This is a genomic window from Streptomyces sp. NRRL S-31, from assembly GCF_000718775.1.
GTDB lineage: Bacteria > Actinomycetota > Actinomycetes > Streptomycetales > Streptomycetaceae > Streptomyces.
Genome location: NZ_JOCB01000017.1, coordinates 35383 through 52866, shown reverse-complemented (window position 1 = coordinate 52866; position 17484 = coordinate 35383). Strand labels below are relative to the sequence as shown.

Below are 17484 nucleotides of genomic sequence, written 5' to 3'. Positions count from 1 at the left end.
GGGCGGCGACGGCCCCTCACCCCCGCAGCGCCTCGAACGCCCCCCGCCCCGCGGCCCCGATCGCCAGGTCGATGTCGGCGGCGAGCGCGGCGCGGCGGTCCGCACGGGTCAGCGCCGCCATCGCCACCCGGTCCCCGGACTCCGCCTCGACCACCCCGATCTCGTGCCGCAGGTGCAGGAACGTCCCGGTCTTCCCGCTCCACCGCAGCGTGTCCGCGCGCAGCTCGCTCGCCAGCCGGTGTGTGAAGACCTGGAGCCCCATCAGCCGGCGCAGCTCCGCCGTCGCCGCAGGAGTGGCGATCCCGTCCCGCCACACGCGCTCCAGCAGAGCGACGAGCGCCGCGGCCGAGCCGGCGTTGGCGTGGGCCGGGTCCAGCGTCTCGATGGTGTGCCGGCCCGTCCGCTCGTCACGGACGGCCAGCTCCAGCGCGAGCGAGAAGTCGTTGCCGGCGGCGCCGGCCGCGCACTCGTAGAGGTGGTTCATCCGGTGCCGTATCCGGATTCCGGCACAGCCCCAGGCGCGCAGCCGGGCATCGGCCTCCGCCGCCGGCACCAGGCCGAACAGGGCGTCCGCGGCGGCGTTGTCGCTCACCGACAGCATCAGCAGGAGCAGGTCGCCGACGGCCACGGTGGCCGGGTGCCGGAAGGCGGCCAGCCCGGTGGGGCCGACGCTGCTCGTCCCCGGGTGCACGGTGACGGGGTGTGCCGGGTCGAGTTCCCCGGACGCGATCCGGTCCAGCACCACCAGCGCGAACGGGACCTTCGCCACCGAGGCCAGCGGCGCCGGCTCGTCGGCGTCGAAGCCGAGCTGCTCACCCGTGTCGAGGTTGCGGGCGAGGAAGGAGCCGCGGACGCCGAGCGCCGCCCAGTCGGCGGCGATGGACTCGGCGACGCCGAGGAGGGCGCCGTGGCCGCCGGTGTACACCGGGTGGTGCGCCGGTGCCGCGCTCATCCGTGTGCCGCCAGCCGCGCGGTGACGTCCTCGCTCGCGGCCCCGGGCCCCGGGCCGCCGCGCCTTCGCGGTACGGCGCCCACCGCCGCCGCGAGCAGCGCGGCCAGCCAGTCCGGCACGTCCGCCGCGCCGTGCGGGCCCGGGGCGGCGCCGACGTCGTACCCCCGGTGCAGCGCGCGGTCGGTCAGCGGTGTCCAGTGGGCACCGTGCTGCCGGGCGTACGGCTCGGCGCACAGCAGCAGCGCGTGCCCGGCCAGTGTTTCCGCGAGCGCGGTCGCCGCCGGCCCGGCCGGCCGGACGCGTCCCGCGGGCAGCCCGGCGCGGGCGGCGGCCCGCGTCAGCCGGTCCTCGAACTCGGGCACCCGCTCCTCGGCCAGGAGCAGCAGGGGCGGCGGGGCGGGAGGCGCGGCGCCACGGCTCCGGCGCGGCCGCAGATCGTCGAGGTGGACCGTACGCCGTGCGGCCCCGCCGTCGTCCGCCGACGGGGCGGACGCGAGGCCCAACGGCACCCGCAGCGCGGCCCGTTCCGGAGCGGCCCGCACCAGCGCGTACGCGAGTGAACCGTCCGTCAGTCCCAACGCCCGTGCCGGAGGCGGCAGTTCGCGCATGCCGAGGGTGATGCCGCGCTCGGTGCCGGCGCGGATGGCGCGGGCCAGCGCGGCCGGGGCGCAGTCCGCGGGCACGCCGACGGCACGCACCCGCGACCGCCGGGCCGAGTGGGCGGCCTGCCGCAGCCGCTGGGCCCGGTCGAGCACGTCCCGGGCGTGGGGCAGCAGCAGCACGCCCAGCTCGGTGGTGGCGATCTGCCGCCGGGAACGGTCGAACAGCGAGCCGCCGAAGTGCTCCTCCAGCGTCTTGATCCGGCGGCTGAGCAGCGGCTGGGCGATCCCGAGCCGGTCGGCCGCCCGGGAGAAGCCCGCCTCGTCGGCCGTCGCCACGAACGCTTCGAGGTGTGCCAGGAGATCCACCCGGCAGTCATATCAATAAGGCATGGACAGGTGAAAGTTCCCTCTTGGACATGGGTGGGACCGGGCTGTTTCGCTGTCCTCGTCGAAGCCCGACGCCGCTCCCGTACGACTCGGAGGATCCTGCCCATGCCCATGCCCATGCCCATGCCCATGCCCGGCGCCGACCGCCCCGCCCCGCTGCCGCGCCGCGGCCTGATCAAGGCCGGTCTCGCGGTCACCGGCGCCGCGGTGGCCGCCACGGCGCTCACCGCACCGGCCGCCACCGCCGCCCCGGACGCCCGGGCACGCGCCGGACAGGCCGAACTGGCCGAACTGGAACGGCGCTACGGCGCCCGCCTCGGTGTGTACGCGCTCAACGCGCGCACCGGACGGACGGTGGCCCACCGGGCGGGGGAGCGGTTCGCCATGTGCTCCACGTTCAAGGCGTTCGCCGCCGCGGCGGTCCTCCGCGACCAGGGCGGCCGCGCGCCCATGGACCGGGTGCTGCACTACCCGCCGCACGACAGCATGGCCAACTCACCGGAGACCGACAAGCACCAGGCGACCGGTATGACCGTCGCCGACGTGTGCGCGGCGGCGATCCAGTACAGCGACAACGCGGCCGGCAACCTGCTGCTGCGCGAGATCGACGGTCCGGCCGGTCTCACGCGGTTCTTCCGGTCGCTCGGCGACGAGGTGAGCCGGCTCGACCGGTGGGAGCCGGAGCTGAACGCGGCGGTTCCCGGGGAACTGCTCGACACCACGACCCCGCAGGCGATCGCCTCGGTCCTGGAGCGGCTGGCCCTGGGCGGCGCGCTGGCCGGCGCCGACCGCGAGCGGTTCGTCGGCTGGCTGAAGGGCAACACCACCAGCGGGCGCCGGTTCCGTGCGGGGCTGCCGCGGGAGTGGGTCGTGGCGGACAAGACCGGCACCGGCTCCTATGCGACCGCCAACGACGTCGGTGTGGCCTGGACGACCCGGCAGACGCCCGTCGTGCTGGCCGTCCTGTCGAGCAAGACCATGCCGGACGCCCCGGTGGACGAGGCGCTGATCGCGGACGCGGCGTCGATCGTGGCCCGCACCCTCGCCCCCGGCGAGTGACACCCGTCCGTCCGTCGCCCGGGACGGTCAGCCGACGGGGTCGCCCTGGGCCACCGGGTGCGCCTCCAGGTCCGCTGCGGCCAGCAGATCGGCGATCAGTTCGGGGGAGCCGCCCACATAGGTGCTGGCCAGGTCCACGTCCCCGCCCAGGCACCAGGCGCGGTCCGCGGGCCACCACAGGTCGGGCAGCTCGGTGAACTCGTCCAGGGTCACCGGGGAGACGGCGTCGGCCAGCCGGCCGGCCAGCAGGATCTCGTCGCGACCCGGCGTCAGGAACGTCGGGCACCGCTCCCAGTCCCAGCGCCCGTACCCGCTCCACAGCCCGAACCAGCACTCCCGCGGGGTCGCGGTGTGCCGGGACAGCACGGGCAGCAGCGCCCGGGCGACGTCCGGCGGGGTCGGACCCTCGTCGGGGGACTCGTCCCACACGCCGGGCAGTTCGAGGCCGGTGCGGTGGGCGCCGTCCCGGTCCGTCCCGACGACCTCGTGCCAGCGGGTGACCGGTGTCACCCGGGTGCCCAGGGCGGTGGCCACCGTGGACCAGCGCACCGGCCGCTCGTCGAGCCGGGCCGGGTGCAGGATCCGTGCGTAGGCGGCGAAGCCCGGTGCCGCGACGCCCGCCACCGAGCCGAGGGCGGCCGTGTGCGACCCGCGCGGGACCAGCCAGTCGGCGGGGGAGAGGTCGTCGGTCCGCACCCGCAGGCGCCCGTACCACCGCGGAGCGGGCGCCCGGTCGACGAGGGGGAAGTCGTTCACCCCCACAGTGTGCCGGGTGCCCGCCGGGGACGGCCGTCCGGGGCGGGCCGGGGCCGGTGGCCCGGCCCGCCCCTCCGTCAGGACCCGGCCGGCCCCGGGTGGCTGCCGTACGGGCGGGTGATGATCTCCATGCCGTGTCCGGCCGGGTCCTTGAAGTACAGGCCCCGGCCGCCGTGGTGGTGGTTGATCTCGCCCGGCTGCTCGCCGTGCGGGTCGGCCCAGTAGGTGATCCCGGCCTGCCGGATGCGGGCGAAGGCCGCGTCGAACTCCTCGTCGGAGACGAGGAAGGCGTAGTGCTGCGCGACGATCGACTCCGCCGGGATCGTGGCGAAGTCCAGGGTGACGCCGTTGGCCGTGGCGAGGGGGACGAACGGCCCCCACTCGGGGCCGGCCGCCAGGCCCAGGACACGGGCCAGGAACTCGGCGGACTCCCGGTTGTCCCGGGCGTGCACGATGGTGTGGTTCAACTCGACTGACATGGGTGGAATGCCTCCGAGGGCAATCTCACGGGCACCTCCATGCCTCACCCGGCCGGTGACCGGCACGCGATGCCGTACACCGATCCTAACCGCTCGGCGCCGACGGCTGCCGGTGGGCACGCGTCCGCCCGTCACCGTCAAACCCTCGGGTACACAGACGAGTTGGCCGCCCCGCGCGGGTGCGGGGCCGACGGCCGGCACGGCCGGGCCGCCGGGCGGGGACAGGCCGGTGGCGGGGTGCGCGGGGGGCGGACGCCGGGCGCCGGGGCGCGGCCACGGAGGCGTCGGCAGTACGAGTTTCCCAGTACCGCCAGTAACATGATCACCTTGCTCCGGTTGTACCAGTCAGTCGACTCGGCGCCGTTCCCGACCGCGCCCGGCCCGGAGATGTCCATGTCTTCTGTCAACGACGCGTTGGAAGACGCGCGCCTCACCCACGAGCAGCACCTGCGGACGTGCCGCCAGTGCCACGCCGACGCCGCGCCCTGCGCCGTGGCCAAGCACCTGCTGCGGCTCTACAACCTCGCCCGCAGGGACCGGCTGCGCGCCACCGGTCGGGACGCGTCCACGGTCTGACCGGCGCGGACGCTTTTCGCCCGGCGCTCGGCGGGAACCCGGTCGGCTGTCCGCTTCCCTTCCAGACGCAGGAGGCCACCGTGACGGACCGGCAAGGAGACCGGCCCAACCCGGTCACCCAGCACCCCCGCCCCGACTTCCCCTCCCAGGACCAGCCGCATCCGGGCTGGACCGGCCCGATGGACCCGCCGCCCGACCACGGCGAGGAGTCCTACCGCGGCACCGGCCGGCTCGACGGCCGCAAGACCGTGATCACGGGAGGGGACTCCGGCATCGGACGGGCGGTGGCGCTCGCCTTCGCCCGCGAGGGCGCCGACGTGCTCTTCACCCACCTCGCCGAGGAGGAGGACGAGGCCCGCGAGACCTCCCGCCTGGTCGAGGAAGCGGGCCGAAAGGCGGTCGCCGTCTCCTGCGACATCAGGGAGGAGGGCGAGTGCCGCGCGCTGATCGAGCGCGCGGTCGACGAGTTCGGCCGCATCGACGTCCTCGTCAACAACGCCGCCTACCAGATGTCCCAGCCGGACGGCATCGAGGCGATCAGCACCGAGCAGTTCGACCGGGTGATGCGGACGAACCTGTACGGCATGTTCTGGCTGACCAAGAACGCGCTGCCGCACATCCCGGCCGGCGGCTGCGTCATCAACACCACGTCGGTGCAGGCGTACCAGCCCAGCCCGCACCTGCTGGACTACGCCATGACCAAGGGCGCGATCGTCACCTTCACCCAGGGCCTGGCCCAGATGCTCGCCGAGCGCGGTGTCCGGGTCAACGCGGTGGCGCCGGGGCCGGTGTGGACCCCGCTCATCCCCTCGACCCTCCCCGACACGGCGGAGTTCGGCAAGCAGAGCCCGCTCGGCCGTCCGGCCCAGCCCGCCGAGCTGGCCCCCGCCTACGTCTACCTGGCCTCGCCCGAGGCGAGTTTCGTCACCGCCGAGATCCTCAACGTGACCGGCGGCACCCCCCTGCCCTGACCGTCGGCCGTTCAGCCGGCCGCGCGCGGCGGCTCGGCCAGCAGTTCCAGCAGCGACCGGGCGCCCTCCACGGCGCCCGGCCGGGCGCCGGACGCGTCGGGGAACATCCGGCCCCAGGCGGCGGCCCGCCCGAGCGAACTCAGCCGCCAGGCGAGGTCCGCCGCGCGCCGCAGCTCCGCCGACGTGCGGCCGGTCCCCGTCCAGGGCTCCAGATACGCGTCGAGCAGCCGGGGCAGCACCCGCGGGCCGTAGCGGTCGCGGGCCCGCTCGGCGGTGACCCGCAGACCGGCGAACGGATGGGAGACGGCGGCGTCGCCCCAGTCGAAGAAGGTGAACCGGCCCGGCGCCGGCCGGAACAGCTGGCCGTCGTGCAGATCGGCGTGGTCGAGCGTGTCCGGGACGCCGACGGCGGCGAGTTCGGCACACCAGTCCGCGAGCCGGGGCCGCAGGCCCTCCAGCCGGGCGCGCTCGTCCGGGCCGAGCGCGCGGTTGACGGCGACCAGCCCCTCGAACACCTCGGGCAGATCGGCGGTCCGGGCGGCCGGCACCCCGAGGCGCTCGATCTCGTCCGCGTGCGGGACCAGGTCGTACTGCAGGCCCGCGTACTGGCGCAGCAGCGCCTCCCACTCGCGCGGCCCGACCGGCTCCCGGTCGAGCACGGTCCGGAACGACTCGCCCCCGTCGGGCAGCAGCATCCAGCCGCGTCCGGCGTCGACGGCCAGCGGACACAGCACCTGCCCCGGCACCCAGCGGGCCAGGGCGGCGGTCAGCGGACCCTCGAACGCGCCGGACGGCGGACTCGCCTTGAACCAGACGGGCGCCCGCCCCGCGAGGGGCACCCGCATCAGCACCGACCACGGACGCAGCCGCACCCACGGGGCGCCGTCCACGACGAGGCCGCGCGCGGCGAGCAGGCCGCCGACCCAGTCCAGGGCCGCGGCCCGCCATGACTCCCGCTCCCACGGGGTCACCGCGTCCGGATACCGCCCCCGGTCCACGACCGCCGCGCCGTCGTCTCGCATCCCCCCATCCCAGCAGCGCGGCCGGCGGACCGGCCAGCGATTTTCCCACGCGCGCCCACGGCACCGCCCGCCTCGGTGACCGGGGCCGGAGGTCAGTCCTTCACCGCTCCGCCCAGTCCGGAGACCAGCCGCCGCTGGACCAGCACGAAGAACACCAGGACCGGGATCGTCATCGCGGTGGACGCCGCCATGACCCCGCCCCAGTCGGGCTCGTCGGGCTTGTAGAACACCAGCAGGGCCATCGGCAGGGTCGACTGCGAGGTGTCGCTGATGATGAACGACTTGGCGAACAGGAAGTCGTTCCAGGCGGAGATGAAGGAGAACACGCTCGTGGCCACCAGGCCCGGCAGGACGAGCGGGAGCAGGATCCGCCACAGGAACCGCGCGCGGCTCGCCCCGTCGAGGTACGCGGCCTCCTCCAAAGACTCCGGCACGGCCTTGACGAACCCCCGCAGCATCCAGACCGCGAACGGCAGCGAGAAGGCGATGTGCGGCAGGACCAGCGAGCCCAGCGTGTTCAGCAGCCCCAGGTCCCGCATCTGGAAGAACAGGGGGATGGTGAGCGCCTCCACCGGCACCATCTGGGCCACCAGGAACATGATCAGCAGGGTGGTCCGGAAGCGGAACCGGAAGCGGGTCACCGCCGTCGCGGCGAGGAAGGCGATCAGCCCGGAGACGATCACCACGCTCACCGCCACGACCAGGCTGTTGACGAAGTACCGTCCGAACTCGTGCTGTTGGAGTACGCGCCGGAAGGAGTCCAGCGAGGGGGACGACGTCCAGGGCCGTGGCTCGGTGGACTCGATCTCCCCGGCCGGTCTGACGGCGCTGAGCAGCATCCAGTAGAGGGGGAAGGCGACGACGGCGGCGACCAGCAGCGCGGTCACCTCGGCGGCCAGCCGCCAGGGGCGCCGTAGCAGAGCACGTACGGAAGTCACAGTTCCTCCCCCTGGCGTCGCAGCAGCCGCAGGTAGCCGAGCGTGACGGCCAGCAGCATCAGCAGCATCACGACGCCGATCGCCGAGCCGAGGCTGTACTGCGAGGACGCGAACGCCTTCTGGTAGGCGTAGACGTTCAGGACCAGGTTCTGGCCGGCGATGCCGCCCCCGCCCGTCATCACGTAGATCTGGGTGAAGACCTTGAAGTCCCAGATCACCGACTGGACGGTGACGATGACCAGGATCGGGCGCAGCATCGGCGTCAGCACCGAGCGCCAGATCCGCCACTGGGAGGCGCCGTCCAGCGCGGCGGCCTCCAGCACCTCGCTCGGCACGGCGCGGATACCGGCGTAGACGGTGACCATCACGAACGGGAAGGAGCACCACACCACTTCGAGCAGGACCAGCAGGAACCCGCTGTACCGGCCGTACGTCCAGGAGAAGTCGCCGAGCCCCAGCAGCCGGTCGACCGGGCCGAAGTCGGGGTCGAAGAGGAACAGCCAGACCGTCGAGCCGGTGATCGTCGGTGTCGCCCACGCGCCCAGCGCGGCCAGCATGAGGGCGAGCCGCGGCAGGGCGCGCACCCGGGTGAGCAGGACGGCGAGCGCGCAGCCCACCGCCAGCGTGGCGGCCACACAGGCCGCCGCGAAGCCGACCGTCGCCAGCAGCACCTGCCAGAACTGGTCGTCGGCGAACAGCTCACGGTAGTTGTCCAGGCCCCGGAAGCCGGTCGGTTCCCCGCCGCTCACCTGGGCCTGCGTGTACTGGAGGAACGAGATCAGACCCAGCTGGTAGACGGGGTAGACCAGCAGTCCGCCGAGGACGACCAGTGCGGGAGCGAGGTAGAGCCAGGGGGTCCAGCCGCCGTGCCGGCCAGGTCCCCTGCGGGGTGCCCCGGGCGGGGGTGCGGTGCGCCGGGCCGTCTTCCGCGGGTCGGCTCCGGCCGGTCCCGCCCCGGGGTGCCCGGCGACGGCCACCGGTCCGTCCGCCCGGGGGGCGGGCGCCGCGTCCGACATCCGGGTCACCCCGCGGACCCGAACGCGTCGTTCATCTTCTTTGCCGCTTCCGCGGAGGCGCCCGCCACGTCCTTCTTGCCGCTGGCGATCTGCTGGAACATGGTCGGCAGCACCAGCGAGGAGTCGATCTGGGACCAGGCGGGCGAGACCGGTACGAACCTCGTTCCGGCGGCGAGCGTGTCGACGAACGGCTTCGCGAACGGCTCCTCGGCGGCGGCCCGGTCCCGTACGTCCGTGAAGGTCGGCAGGAAGCCCATGGCCTCGAAGAGCCGTCCCTGCGTCTCCTTGGAGGCGAGCCGCTTCATCAGGTCGACGGCGAGCGTGCGGTGCGAGGTGCTCTTCAGGACGCCGATGTTGTTGCCGCCCGCGAAGGCCGGCGCGATCGATCCGGCCTCGACCCCCGGCAGCGGGACCACCGCGTACTTGCCCTTGGCCTTCCCCGTGTCCACCGCGGCGCGGCTGAAGTTGCCGCCGATGGCCATGGCCGCCTTGCCGGCCGCGAAGGCGGTCACCGTGTCGTTGCCGTTCATGCCCGCGCACTTGGCGGCCGGACAGTTGTCGTCGCCGAAGAGGGAGGTGTACGCGCTGATGCCCTTGCGGGCGGCGGGGCCGTCGACGGCGGAGGCGTACGAACCGCCCTTGCCGGTGGCCAGGTCGCCGCCGTTGGCCCACAGGAAGGGCATCGCCCCGTAGGTGTAGGCGCCCCCGACGGCGAGGCCGTACAGGTCGGGCCTGGCCGCGTGGACGCGCTTGGCGGTGGAGACCAGCTCGGCCTGCGACTTCGGTACGGCGAGGCCGAGTTCACGGAAGACGTCGGTGCGGTAGTACAGCGCGCGGATGCCGACGAAGTACGGCGCACCGTAGACCTTGCCGTCCACGGTGACCGACTGCCGGGCGGTCGGGTCGGTGTCCTTCGCCTCGCTCCAGGTGGCGAAGTCCCGGGTGACGTCGGCGAGTCCGCCGTCCTTCACGTAGCCGGCGGTGTCCGTGTTGCCGTACTCGATGACGTCGGGCGCGGACTTCGGGTCGTTGAAGGCGGCCTTGATGCGCTGGGCGCGGGTCTCCACCGGGATGTACTCGACGCTGACGTCGGTGCCCTGGTGCGCCTTCTCGAAGGCGCTGACGACCGTGTCGACGACCCGCTGCTTGGGCTGGTTGTCCACCTCCTGGAAGAGCCAGACCCGCAGGGTGCCGGTCTTGTCGTCCTTGCCGGAGGAGGACGTGCCGGAGGTCTGGGGCGCGCAGGCGCCGGCCAGGGCGACGGCGAGCGCGGTGAACCCAACAAAACGGACGGACAGCTTCATGCAGTGCTCCTCCGACGAGGCGTTGCAAGGTGCGCAATGATGGTTTCGCTGTGCACAACGCCTCGGAGGCTAGAGGCTGTGTGAACACGCCCACAAGAGGTCTCAACCACTCTGTGACCGGCGGACGCACGCGGTGCAACGCGGGAGCGGTACAAAGGGGTGATCAAAAGCGGATGCCGTGCCCGGGCCGGGCGGGAGAGGATGCGGTATGCGCTCGGACGGCTGGCATCTCACCGAAGACCTCGACCGATTCCTCGCCCGTGCCGGGGACTTCCTGCGCTCGCGCCCGGTCCCGCACACCACGGTGCTGACGGCGACCGAGGCACTGCGCACCCGCGGCCCCGGCGCGCACGGCGCCGGGGCTCCCCTCCTCGGTCATCTGGAGCGGTCGGGCGAGGTCCGTGCCGTCCTGTGCCGCAGACCGCCCGGCCCGCTGAACCTCACGCCCCTCACCCCCGAGGAGGCGGACGCCCTCGCCGCCCGTCTCGCCGCCCTCGGGCACACCGTCCCCGGCGTCCGGGCCGAGCACGGCACCGCCACGGCGTTCGCGGACGCCTGGCGGCGGCACACGGGCGCGACGCCGTCGCCCCGCGGGGAGCGGACGCGCCTGTACCGCCTCGGCACGCCCGTCCCGCCGGACCCGCCGCCGGCGGGCCGGGGCCGTACGGCGGACGCGCGGGACCACGGGCAACTGATGCTCTGGTGCAGGGAGTTCGCCGCGGCCGTCGGGGAGACCTTCCCCGCTGACGCCCGCTCATGGCCCGAAACCCCGTTCGCCACGCGGGACTTCACCTTCTGGGAAACCCCGGACGGCACCCCGGCCGCCATGGCGGGCGTCACCCCGATGGTCGCCGGACAGGTTCGGGTGGCCCCCGTCTACACCCCGCCCCACCTGCGCGGACGCGGCTACGCGGGCGCCGTGACCGTCGAGGTGTGCCGGGCCGCGCTGGCCGCGGGCGCCATGGACGTCGTGCTGTTCGCGGACGTCACCAACCCCACCAGTAACGCCCTCTACCGGCGCATCGGGTTCCTCCCGGTCACCGAGTTCACCGCGTACGACCTCGGGCACGCGGCACCGCGAACCGCCTGACCCCTCAGCGTACCGGGAAGCCGAAGGAGTACCCCTGCTGCTTCAGCCAGGGCAGCAGGGTGCGCAGCGCTTCCACCGTCTGGGAGCGGTCGCCGCCCGCGTCGTGGAAGAGGAGGGTGGGACCGTTGGCCAACTGGCTCTTCACGGTGGCGATGATGGCGTCGCTGCCCGGCCGCTCGAAGTCTTTCGAATCGACGTTCCAGCCCAGCGGCCGCATCCCGTGCGAGGCCGCCAGCTTCCGGCTGTACGGCGTGAACGCACCGCCCGGTGCCCGGTAGTACAGCGGCCGCACGCCCCCGGACGCCTTGGTGATCTGCCGTTCCGCGTCGAGGATCTGCTGCGACTGGTAGGCCTCGGACTTCTTGTCCATGGTGGTGTCGTGCGTCACCGTGTGGTCGCACAGCCGGTGCCCGGCGGCCACCACCTGCCTGACCAGATCCGGGTGCGCCTGCGCCTGCGGGCCGACCATGCAGAACGTCGCCTTCACGCCGTTGTCCCGCAGGAGTCGGAGCACCTGCGGCGTCCACACCGGGTCCGGGCCGTCGTCGATGGTGATGTTGACCGCGTGCGCGCCCCGGTCGGAGGCGTGCACGATGGTCTCGGACACGGGCGCCGCCTGTGACGCGCCGGGCCGGGCGGAGCCGCCCGGCGCGGCCGGTCCGCCGCCGCTCTGGCCGGCCTGCGCGGTCCACACCGAGGTGGCCGCCGCCACCGCGGTGACCCCCACCGCCGCCGCGACCATCCGGCCGTACCATCCTCGCCCGCCATGCCGCGCCATGTCCGTCCCGCCCCTGGTGTGTCGGTGTACTCCGTTGCACCTGGCAGGACGGCGGCGGGCACGCGCGGGATCCGCCTGTTACGGATCACGGACAATTCCGAGTCCCTACCGGGACAGTTGACCCGCCGCCGGGCCGGAACACGCGCCGGGCACCCGGCGGCACCGAGACCCCGGCACAACGGAAACCGCAGTCCGCGAGCTCTACGAGGAGACGGGCCTCACCGTGAAGCCCGAGTCTCCCAAGGCCGCCCACATCGCGTCTCACGAGAGGTCTGACCGGTCCCTGGGGAATCACCTGCTGTGCGGCGCCAGCCCCTCATTCCCGGCGACGACCAGGGAGTCGACAAGCATCTGCCACTCGTCCAATTCACCGATTTCCTCGGCCGTCCCGCGAATCTCCTTGAGCCAGCTGTCCGAGAGCCACGACTGCTTGACCGTGACACGTCCGTCTTGAACGCAGAGGTCGGAAACCCAGTACACGCCACGGGTAGCCTGGAGTTCCTCCGGGAGCTTCCGCAGGATCCCGATGAGCGCGTCGACCGACTTGGCCGTCCCACGAGCGGTCGGCAGCCAGTCGTCGATCAACTCGACGAGGTCCTCGGCGCGGACCCAGTCGACGGGTACACCGACGATCTCGTTGTACAGGTCCTGCGTCCATGGAAGAGGGTCCGGCAGCAAGGAAGCGGCAGCCCAGTCGCCCCAATGACGGTCACGGTAGGGGCTCGACGAGCCGTCACTCAGGTAGCCAATGGCATGGCGCAGCAACAACGGCCAGACACCTCGGGCAGCTTCAGCCAGGCGTTCGTTCTCTGCGCCTACTGCGGCAAGGCCGTGGAGGAAATTCGCCATCAGTCCTGCTTCCACGCGCAAGACGTCGAGGTGCTCGAGCACTGGTCCGGCGTCACCGTTCTTCGCGAAGCCTTCGAGCAGCGCCCGTGCGGCAACGAGGGTGTGCATCCCTCGGTCGTCCGCGGTCCAACCCGCCTTCTGCTGGGCAACCATGGCGCGTCGCTCGACGTCGAGAAACGCGGCGAGGAGCGCGGCTGCGTCGTCAGTGCGACAGTGGTCCGTCGAGGCCGCCACCCCGAGTCCGCGAATGGCCGCGTCCAGAACCGCGATGTCAACGGAGTCACCAGGCAGTTCCTGAAGCCGTTCGGTGACGTCGCCGCCAATCCGGACACGCAGCCGTCGCTGTCCTGCCCGATCCCACGGACCGATCTCTGCGCCACGGGCGGTCTCAAGCAACCAGTTCAACGCGGTCAGGTGGATGCAAGGATCGAAGCGGCATGGAGACCTCCAGACGACATCGCTTCCACGCGCCAGGTACAGCCGAGTCTCCCAGGACGCCTTGGCCGCCATCGAAAGACCAGCCTGCGCGACATCGTCGGTCGAGCCACCGGCCCCCTCCAGCGGTGCGGCCAGTGCGGGTGTGAGGAACGCTGGGAGGGCTTGAGCCACGGCTCGATCGGCACCGAGGTCGAAGTACTGGTCCTCGTGACTGCGATCCTCGGCGTCCTGGAACGACGATGCGATGCCGAGGACGAGCTCAGTCGCGAACCGCGCTTCGCAGCCCAGGGCCTCCACATCACCGGCGCAGGCTCGTTCGACGGCCGCTCGGACGACGTGGGCAACAACGTCTACAGGCCGGTTCGGCATCAGGTCCTCATCGGCTTCGACCAGGGCACGTCCTGCCGCCAGGTCGGCAGCGATCTCCTCCGACGAGGGTGGCCTGTACTCGGTGTCATGCTTGGCCGACGCCCAGTACCGATTCTGGAGGCGCAGGCTGGTCTGCACGACCTCCTGGTGAGCCGCACGCGCTTCTTGCGCGGCTTGCAACTCAAACGGTGGTTCGACCTCGATGTAAACCTCGTCCCCAAGCCGCCTGACTCGATATTGCTCCGGGTCAAGGCTGGCGGCCCAGTTCCTCGTACTCTCGTGGCTGACGCTCAGCCGTTCGCCGTTCTCGACAAGCTTGTCGGCGACCTTCTTCAGCGCCTGGGCACGCTCCTTCCCTCCGTGCATCATCAGCCACATGGCCACCTCGCGCGGCGTCCACTGGCGACGCTCCAGGTGTGTGAGCCCTTCGGTCGCTGCGCGCAGCCCTACGTACTCGCCCGTCCTGCGTCGGAACTCCAACTCCCATACGACAGGTTCGGCGAGGAAGGGGTCGAGCTCGTTGCCGACTTCCTCAATGTGGCGCACCAGCAGGCCGAACAGCATTCCCGGCATCGCCAGGTTCTCGCAGCCGTTCAAGAGAGCCTCGACGAGCACCCTCGGTGGCACACCGTGGCTCAACCACGCGTCGGCAAGGCGCTCCATCGCCTGGAGTGCGCTCATGGCCGAGTACGGGCCGACTGACGTGCCCCGGTACCAGCTCCACACATGACTGTCGCCGACGTACAGGCGGGGGGTGCCGTCAAGGTTCAGGACCGCGCCGCGGTCTTCACCTTCTTCGCTCTGTGGAGCGCCATCGACGCTCTCGTTCCGGGCGTGGACGGTCCCGGCGAACGCGTCAGGCGAACCAAGCCGCGACAGTGTCGCTACGCGCGCCCGCGCACCGCTGTTCAGGATGTCGTTCAGCACCCGCACCGATGTCGGCAACGGCGCTGTCCGGAACAGCTGCCAGAATCCACCGAAATAGTACTGGAAGAACGGTGGTCCGAAACCTGTCCACCGGCCCTGATGTCCCCGGACACCTTCGGCTCGGTACCGGCTCGGCTCGTCGTCGACGTAGTAGGCCGTCATCAACGTCGCCAGTAGTTCCGGGTTCTTCTGGGCCAGGGCTCGGGCGCTCAGTGGCGAGTCCGCGGCCGGAGCCAAATATGCCGGCGCGTCGTCCGCGACAGCCCGAAGGCACGCTTCGACGGCATCATCGATGTCCGGACCGAGCAGGGCCAACGTTTCGACGAACTCTTCCTTCGTCAGGTGGTGATCCAGCTCGCGTCGGCGTCGCCGACGCTGCGGCATCCACACAGGCGGTGTCTCCCCGCCGGATCCGCGTCGCGGGTATGAGTTCCAGTAGGAAAGGAGACGGTCCCGGAGCCTGATGCGTAGTTCGTTGCCGGCCGGAACGTCCGCCAGGGACAGTGCTTGCAGCCAGTCCGCGAGCAGTCCGAACGACTCCTTCGACACGCCCCACGGCTCTTTGTCATCGAGGAGGAGCTGCACAACGGGGCTCGTGACCAGATGGTCGACCAACCCGTTGACCTTGTGCCGCTGCCGAACAACTCGAACTACGTCGCCGAGCACCAGGCCGACCGACTGGTCCGTACACGCTGACTTCAGGCACTTGTACCCGAACGGTGTCTCCAGTACCGCCTCCACCGGAACATCAGCCCAGCGGGGTCCGCGTGCTGCCGCGAACACCTCGAACTGCGAGGTCAGCTCGATGAACCTCCGGACGGGCCGAGCGTCCGGTGCCTTCAGCAGTCCCTCGCACGCGAGAATGGCGGCCGACAGCGCCCACCGAGGCGCTCCCGCTGACCGCAGCAACTCGGTGGGGCTCTGACCGCGGATGAGAAGGATGGCGGTTGCGTACCGCCGGACTTCGTCATGTGCGAATTCCGGATGACGCCGATACCGGCTCGGTGGTGCGAGCAGATGGTCCCGACGCAGCGCGTCGACCGCCGCGGCATCGACGCCCGCGCCGGGTCGACGGCCCTCCGGCAGCTTCATGGTCTCTGCGGCTACTGCGAGCAATGTCTGTTCGCGTGCCTCCGCCGATCCGACACCGGGCCGCCCGTCACCGCGAACAATCCGGCTCCACACCAGATCAAGGCATTCCCACTCACCCAGTGAGCTTTCCGGCTCTGCCCCGGTCCGAGCCAAAAGGTCCAGTACGACGGGCCTTCTCAGCAGCGAGTTCGCGGGCAGATCTCGCAGGACCGTGCGCAGAAGCGGAAAGCGGTCCGAGACGACGGAGATGTCCTCATCGCCCAAGGGCCGCATCTCGAAGGACGAAATGTACTTCGCGAACCCCAGCTCCACCTGTTCCCGAACGAAAGCCCGTGCCACGTCAGAGGTCACCACAACGAGTCCGACACCCGCCGCGGCCGCTGCCAGCACCAGGTCGGTCAACAGGCCGGCAGACCGCTCCAGAGCAGCGTCGGCCGCGTCGATGACCAGGACTCGAGACGGTGCCGACATCTCCGCGAGTACATCCTCCAGTGACATCCCGAGCGCAGTCCGCAGTTCCAAGCTCGACTGCGGCAGGCCGCGGAAGTTCACCACCACGCCCTGGAACCCGGTGGGGTCCGTGGCTTCCAACTCCGCGACAGCCGACAGCGTCAGCGCGCTCTTGCCGATGCCCGACTCACCGGATACCAGCAGAGCCGAGACACGAGTGCCTGCCTCGCTCAGGACCCCGGCGAGTTGCTCGCGGCGGTCGGTGAACGAGATCTCGACCGGCCCGCCGGACGACTCATCACCGATGGTGGTCCGCACACGGGCAACAGCCAGCTTGCGTTGTTCGGCGAGCACCGACCACGCCTGCCGGCTTCGAGTCGCGGCCGAGTCCAAGACCATGTGAATGTCACGGCGCAGCACCTTGAGGTCCACCACGGCGCCCGTCGCGTCATAGCGGGTCGCCTCGACCTCGAGCAGGTTGCGGACCGCCACTCCGTCGGTGACAGCTGAGGCCACGCTGCCCAACGACGCTGCGACCGCCGCGCGGTCACCTTCGTCCGGGCTCTGTACCGCGAAACCGAGGATGTGCAGACGGCCAAGCAGCCGCCACGCCAGCCGTAGGACCTCTTTCGGTGATGTGCCGTCTTCGACGGCCTTCTCGACCACCTTCAGGAAATGCTTCTGCCGCTCACGCACCGGCTTCGACCATCGGCGATCGACGTCCATGGACGCTTGGAACGACTCCGGGTCGGCATGGGCCCGCGCGATGTCGCAGAGCTTTGCGAGGTTGTCCCACTGATTGGCCCGGCCGGCGGTCGCGACGGCGACCTGGTGCGTGTCCGTGTCGAACTTCTCGACTTCGGAGAGCAACGACCCGACGAGCTTCACCGTCTCGTCATGGCTCGGGACGAAGTCCGGCGTTGCGCGGCATGCCACGGCAAGGCTGACCTCGCCTGACTCGTCGCCACACTCGACGAGAAGGTCATCCACCGGATGCGCCGGGCCGGTTTGGAACGACACCGTCCGGACCGGCAGCTCAGATGCCTCCGCCCGTCGTGCGCCGGTCAGCATGCCGGCGAGATAGACAGCCGCGACGCGATGCGCGAACGAGACGCCGCCGCCGCCCGTCGCGTAGGTGCTGGACCCCCGCCCATTTTCACCGGCTGCTGCGGTGGCGCCTCCGTCGGTCGCATCCTGGGGAGCGGCAACGGGTCCAGACGCCGTCTCGCCCTCGGACCGAACAGCAGCATCCGGGGCAACGGACTCGTTCATGTATTCCTCGGTGGCGTCGTCCTATCGGTGGCCGCACGGCTCACCGTAGCGGTGCGTCGTCAACCGTGCAGCGATATGCCGATACCGGGTCAATACCTGCTCAGCCCGCACCCAGTCCGCAGGACACCTGGCTGCTCGACGCCGTCGGCCGGAACGG

At 71.6% G+C, this 17484-nt stretch carries 14 protein-coding genes and 1 pseudogene; 5 read left to right on the top strand and 10 right to left on the bottom strand.

The features are described 5' to 3' along the window. Positions 1-16: 16 nt before the first annotated feature. Positions 17-952: a serine hydrolase gene (locus tag IF37_RS0109780; protein WP_030739370.1), complete on the bottom strand. Its 936-nt coding sequence runs from the start codon at positions 950-952 to the stop codon at positions 17-19. Next, complete coding sequence (locus IF37_RS0109775; RefSeq protein ID WP_030739367.1) at positions 949-1920, bottom strand: LysR family transcriptional regulator; 972 nt, start codon at positions 1918-1920, stop codon at positions 949-951. Before IF37_RS0109775 ends, IF37_RS0109780 begins: the two co-directional genes overlap by 4 nt. Positions 1921-2046: 126 nt before the next feature. On the opposite strand from IF37_RS0109775, the gene bla reads away from it, so the two are divergent. Beyond that, positions 2047-3000: a class A beta-lactamase gene (gene bla, locus IF37_RS0109770; protein ID WP_253915714.1), complete on the top strand. Its 954-nt coding sequence runs from the start codon at positions 2047-2049 to the stop codon at positions 2998-3000. Between the two features lie 27 nt (positions 3001-3027). Here bla and IF37_RS0109765 read toward each other — a convergent pair whose 3' ends face one another. Both IF37_RS0109765 and IF37_RS0109760 read right to left on the bottom strand, forming a co-directional pair. Beyond that, on the bottom strand, positions 3028-3756 hold the full coding sequence (locus IF37_RS0109765; protein ID WP_253915713.1) for a hypothetical protein: 729 nt from the start codon (positions 3754-3756) through the stop codon (positions 3028-3030). Positions 3757-3833: 77 nt separating this feature from the next. After that, complete coding sequence (locus IF37_RS0109760) at positions 3834-4235, bottom strand: VOC family protein (RefSeq protein ID WP_030739357.1); 402 nt, start codon at positions 4233-4235, stop codon at positions 3834-3836. Between the two features lie 393 nt (positions 4236-4628). Between IF37_RS0109760 and IF37_RS0109755 the strand changes: the two genes are divergently transcribed. Together IF37_RS0109755 and IF37_RS0109750 are read left to right on the top strand one after the other, a co-directional pair. Then, positions 4629-4811 (top strand): hypothetical protein, encoded by a 183-nt coding sequence (locus IF37_RS0109755; RefSeq protein WP_030739354.1) that lies wholly within the window; start codon positions 4629-4631, stop codon positions 4809-4811. A gap of 80 nt (positions 4812-4891) precedes the next feature. Next, positions 4892-5782, top strand: coding sequence for an SDR family oxidoreductase (locus IF37_RS0109750; protein ID WP_030739353.1), 891 nt, complete (start codon positions 4892-4894; stop codon positions 5780-5782). An 11-nt stretch (positions 5783-5793) separates the two neighbouring features. Here IF37_RS0109750 and IF37_RS0109745 read toward each other — a convergent pair whose 3' ends face one another. The 4 genes from IF37_RS0109745 to IF37_RS0109730 all read right to left on the bottom strand — a co-directional run bounded on the left by IF37_RS0109745 (position 5794) and on the right by IF37_RS0109730 (position 10062). Then, positions 5794-6804 (bottom strand): phosphotransferase, encoded by a 1011-nt coding sequence (locus IF37_RS0109745; protein WP_030739351.1) that lies wholly within the window; start codon positions 6802-6804, stop codon positions 5794-5796. Positions 6805-6896: 92 nt separating this feature from the next. Next, a complete protein-coding gene (locus IF37_RS0109740) occupies positions 6897-7742 on the bottom strand; it encodes a carbohydrate ABC transporter permease (RefSeq protein WP_030739349.1) in 846 nt (281 codons plus the stop codon). Next, a complete protein-coding gene (locus IF37_RS0109735) occupies positions 7739-8758 on the bottom strand; it encodes a carbohydrate ABC transporter permease (protein ID WP_079165644.1) in 1020 nt (339 codons plus the stop codon). The genes IF37_RS0109740 and IF37_RS0109735 overlap by 4 nt, the downstream gene beginning before the upstream one ends. A gap of 5 nt (positions 8759-8763) precedes the next feature. After that, entirely contained in the window at positions 8764-10062 is a 1299-nt protein-coding gene (locus IF37_RS0109730) for an extracellular solute-binding protein (RefSeq protein ID WP_030739345.1), read from the bottom strand. 208 nt (positions 10063-10270) lie between these two features. Between IF37_RS0109730 and IF37_RS0109725 the strand changes: the two genes are divergently transcribed. Next, a complete protein-coding gene (locus IF37_RS0109725; protein WP_030739344.1) occupies positions 10271-11152 on the top strand; it encodes a GNAT family N-acetyltransferase in 882 nt (293 codons plus the stop codon). Positions 11153-11156: 4 nt separating this feature from the next. On the opposite strand, the gene IF37_RS0109720 is transcribed toward IF37_RS0109725, so the two are convergent. Then, positions 11157-11930 (bottom strand): polysaccharide deacetylase family protein, encoded by a 774-nt coding sequence (locus tag IF37_RS0109720; RefSeq protein WP_030739342.1) that lies wholly within the window; start codon positions 11928-11930, stop codon positions 11157-11159. A 178-nt stretch (positions 11931-12108) separates the two neighbouring features. Here IF37_RS0109720 and IF37_RS45625 point away from each other — a divergent pair. Next, positions 12109-12186, top strand: a pseudogene (locus IF37_RS45625) (DNA mismatch repair protein MutT); the annotation flags it as partial. Positions 12187-12221: 35 nt separating this feature from the next. Here IF37_RS45625 and IF37_RS0109715 read toward each other — a convergent pair. Further along, positions 12222-17327 carry a hypothetical protein gene (locus IF37_RS0109715; RefSeq protein WP_216725835.1) on the bottom strand — a complete coding sequence of 1702 codons (5106 nt, stop codon included), beginning with the start codon at positions 17325-17327 and terminating at the stop codon, positions 12222-12224. Positions 17328-17484: the final 157 nt, after the last annotated feature.

What these genes read in the sequence shown, in the direction of transcription:
- IF37_RS0109780 (WP_030739370.1), bottom strand. Translation starts at nt 952, where the DNA reads ATGAGCGCGGCACCGGCGCACCACCCGGTGTACACCGGCGGCCACGGC.
- bla (WP_253915714.1), top strand. Translation starts at nt 2,047, where the DNA reads ATGCCCATGCCCATGCCCATGCCCATGCCCGGCGCCGACCGCCCCGCC.
- IF37_RS0109760 (WP_030739357.1), bottom strand. Translation starts at nt 4,235, where the DNA reads ATGTCAGTCGAGTTGAACCACACCATCGTGCACGCCCGGGACAACCGG.
- IF37_RS0109755 (WP_030739354.1), top strand. Translation starts at nt 4,629, where the DNA reads ATGTCTTCTGTCAACGACGCGTTGGAAGACGCGCGCCTCACCCACGAG.
- IF37_RS0109745 (WP_030739351.1), bottom strand. Translation starts at nt 6,804, where the DNA reads ATGCGAGACGACGGCGCGGCGGTCGTGGACCGGGGGCGGTATCCGGAC.
- IF37_RS0109735 (WP_079165644.1), bottom strand. Translation starts at nt 8,758, where the DNA reads ATGTCGGACGCGGCGCCCGCCCCCCGGGCGGACGGACCGGTGGCCGTC.
- IF37_RS0109730 (WP_030739345.1), bottom strand. Translation starts at nt 10,062, where the DNA reads ATGAAGCTGTCCGTCCGTTTTGTTGGGTTCACCGCGCTCGCCGTCGCC.
- IF37_RS0109725 (WP_030739344.1), top strand. Translation starts at nt 10,271, where the DNA reads ATGCGCTCGGACGGCTGGCATCTCACCGAAGACCTCGACCGATTCCTC.
- IF37_RS0109720 (WP_030739342.1), bottom strand. Translation starts at nt 11,930, where the DNA reads ATGGCGCGGCATGGCGGGCGAGGATGGTACGGCCGGATGGTCGCGGCG.
- IF37_RS0109715 (WP_216725835.1), bottom strand. Translation starts at nt 17,327, where the DNA reads ATGAACGAGTCCGTTGCCCCGGATGCTGCTGTTCGGTCCGAGGGCGAG.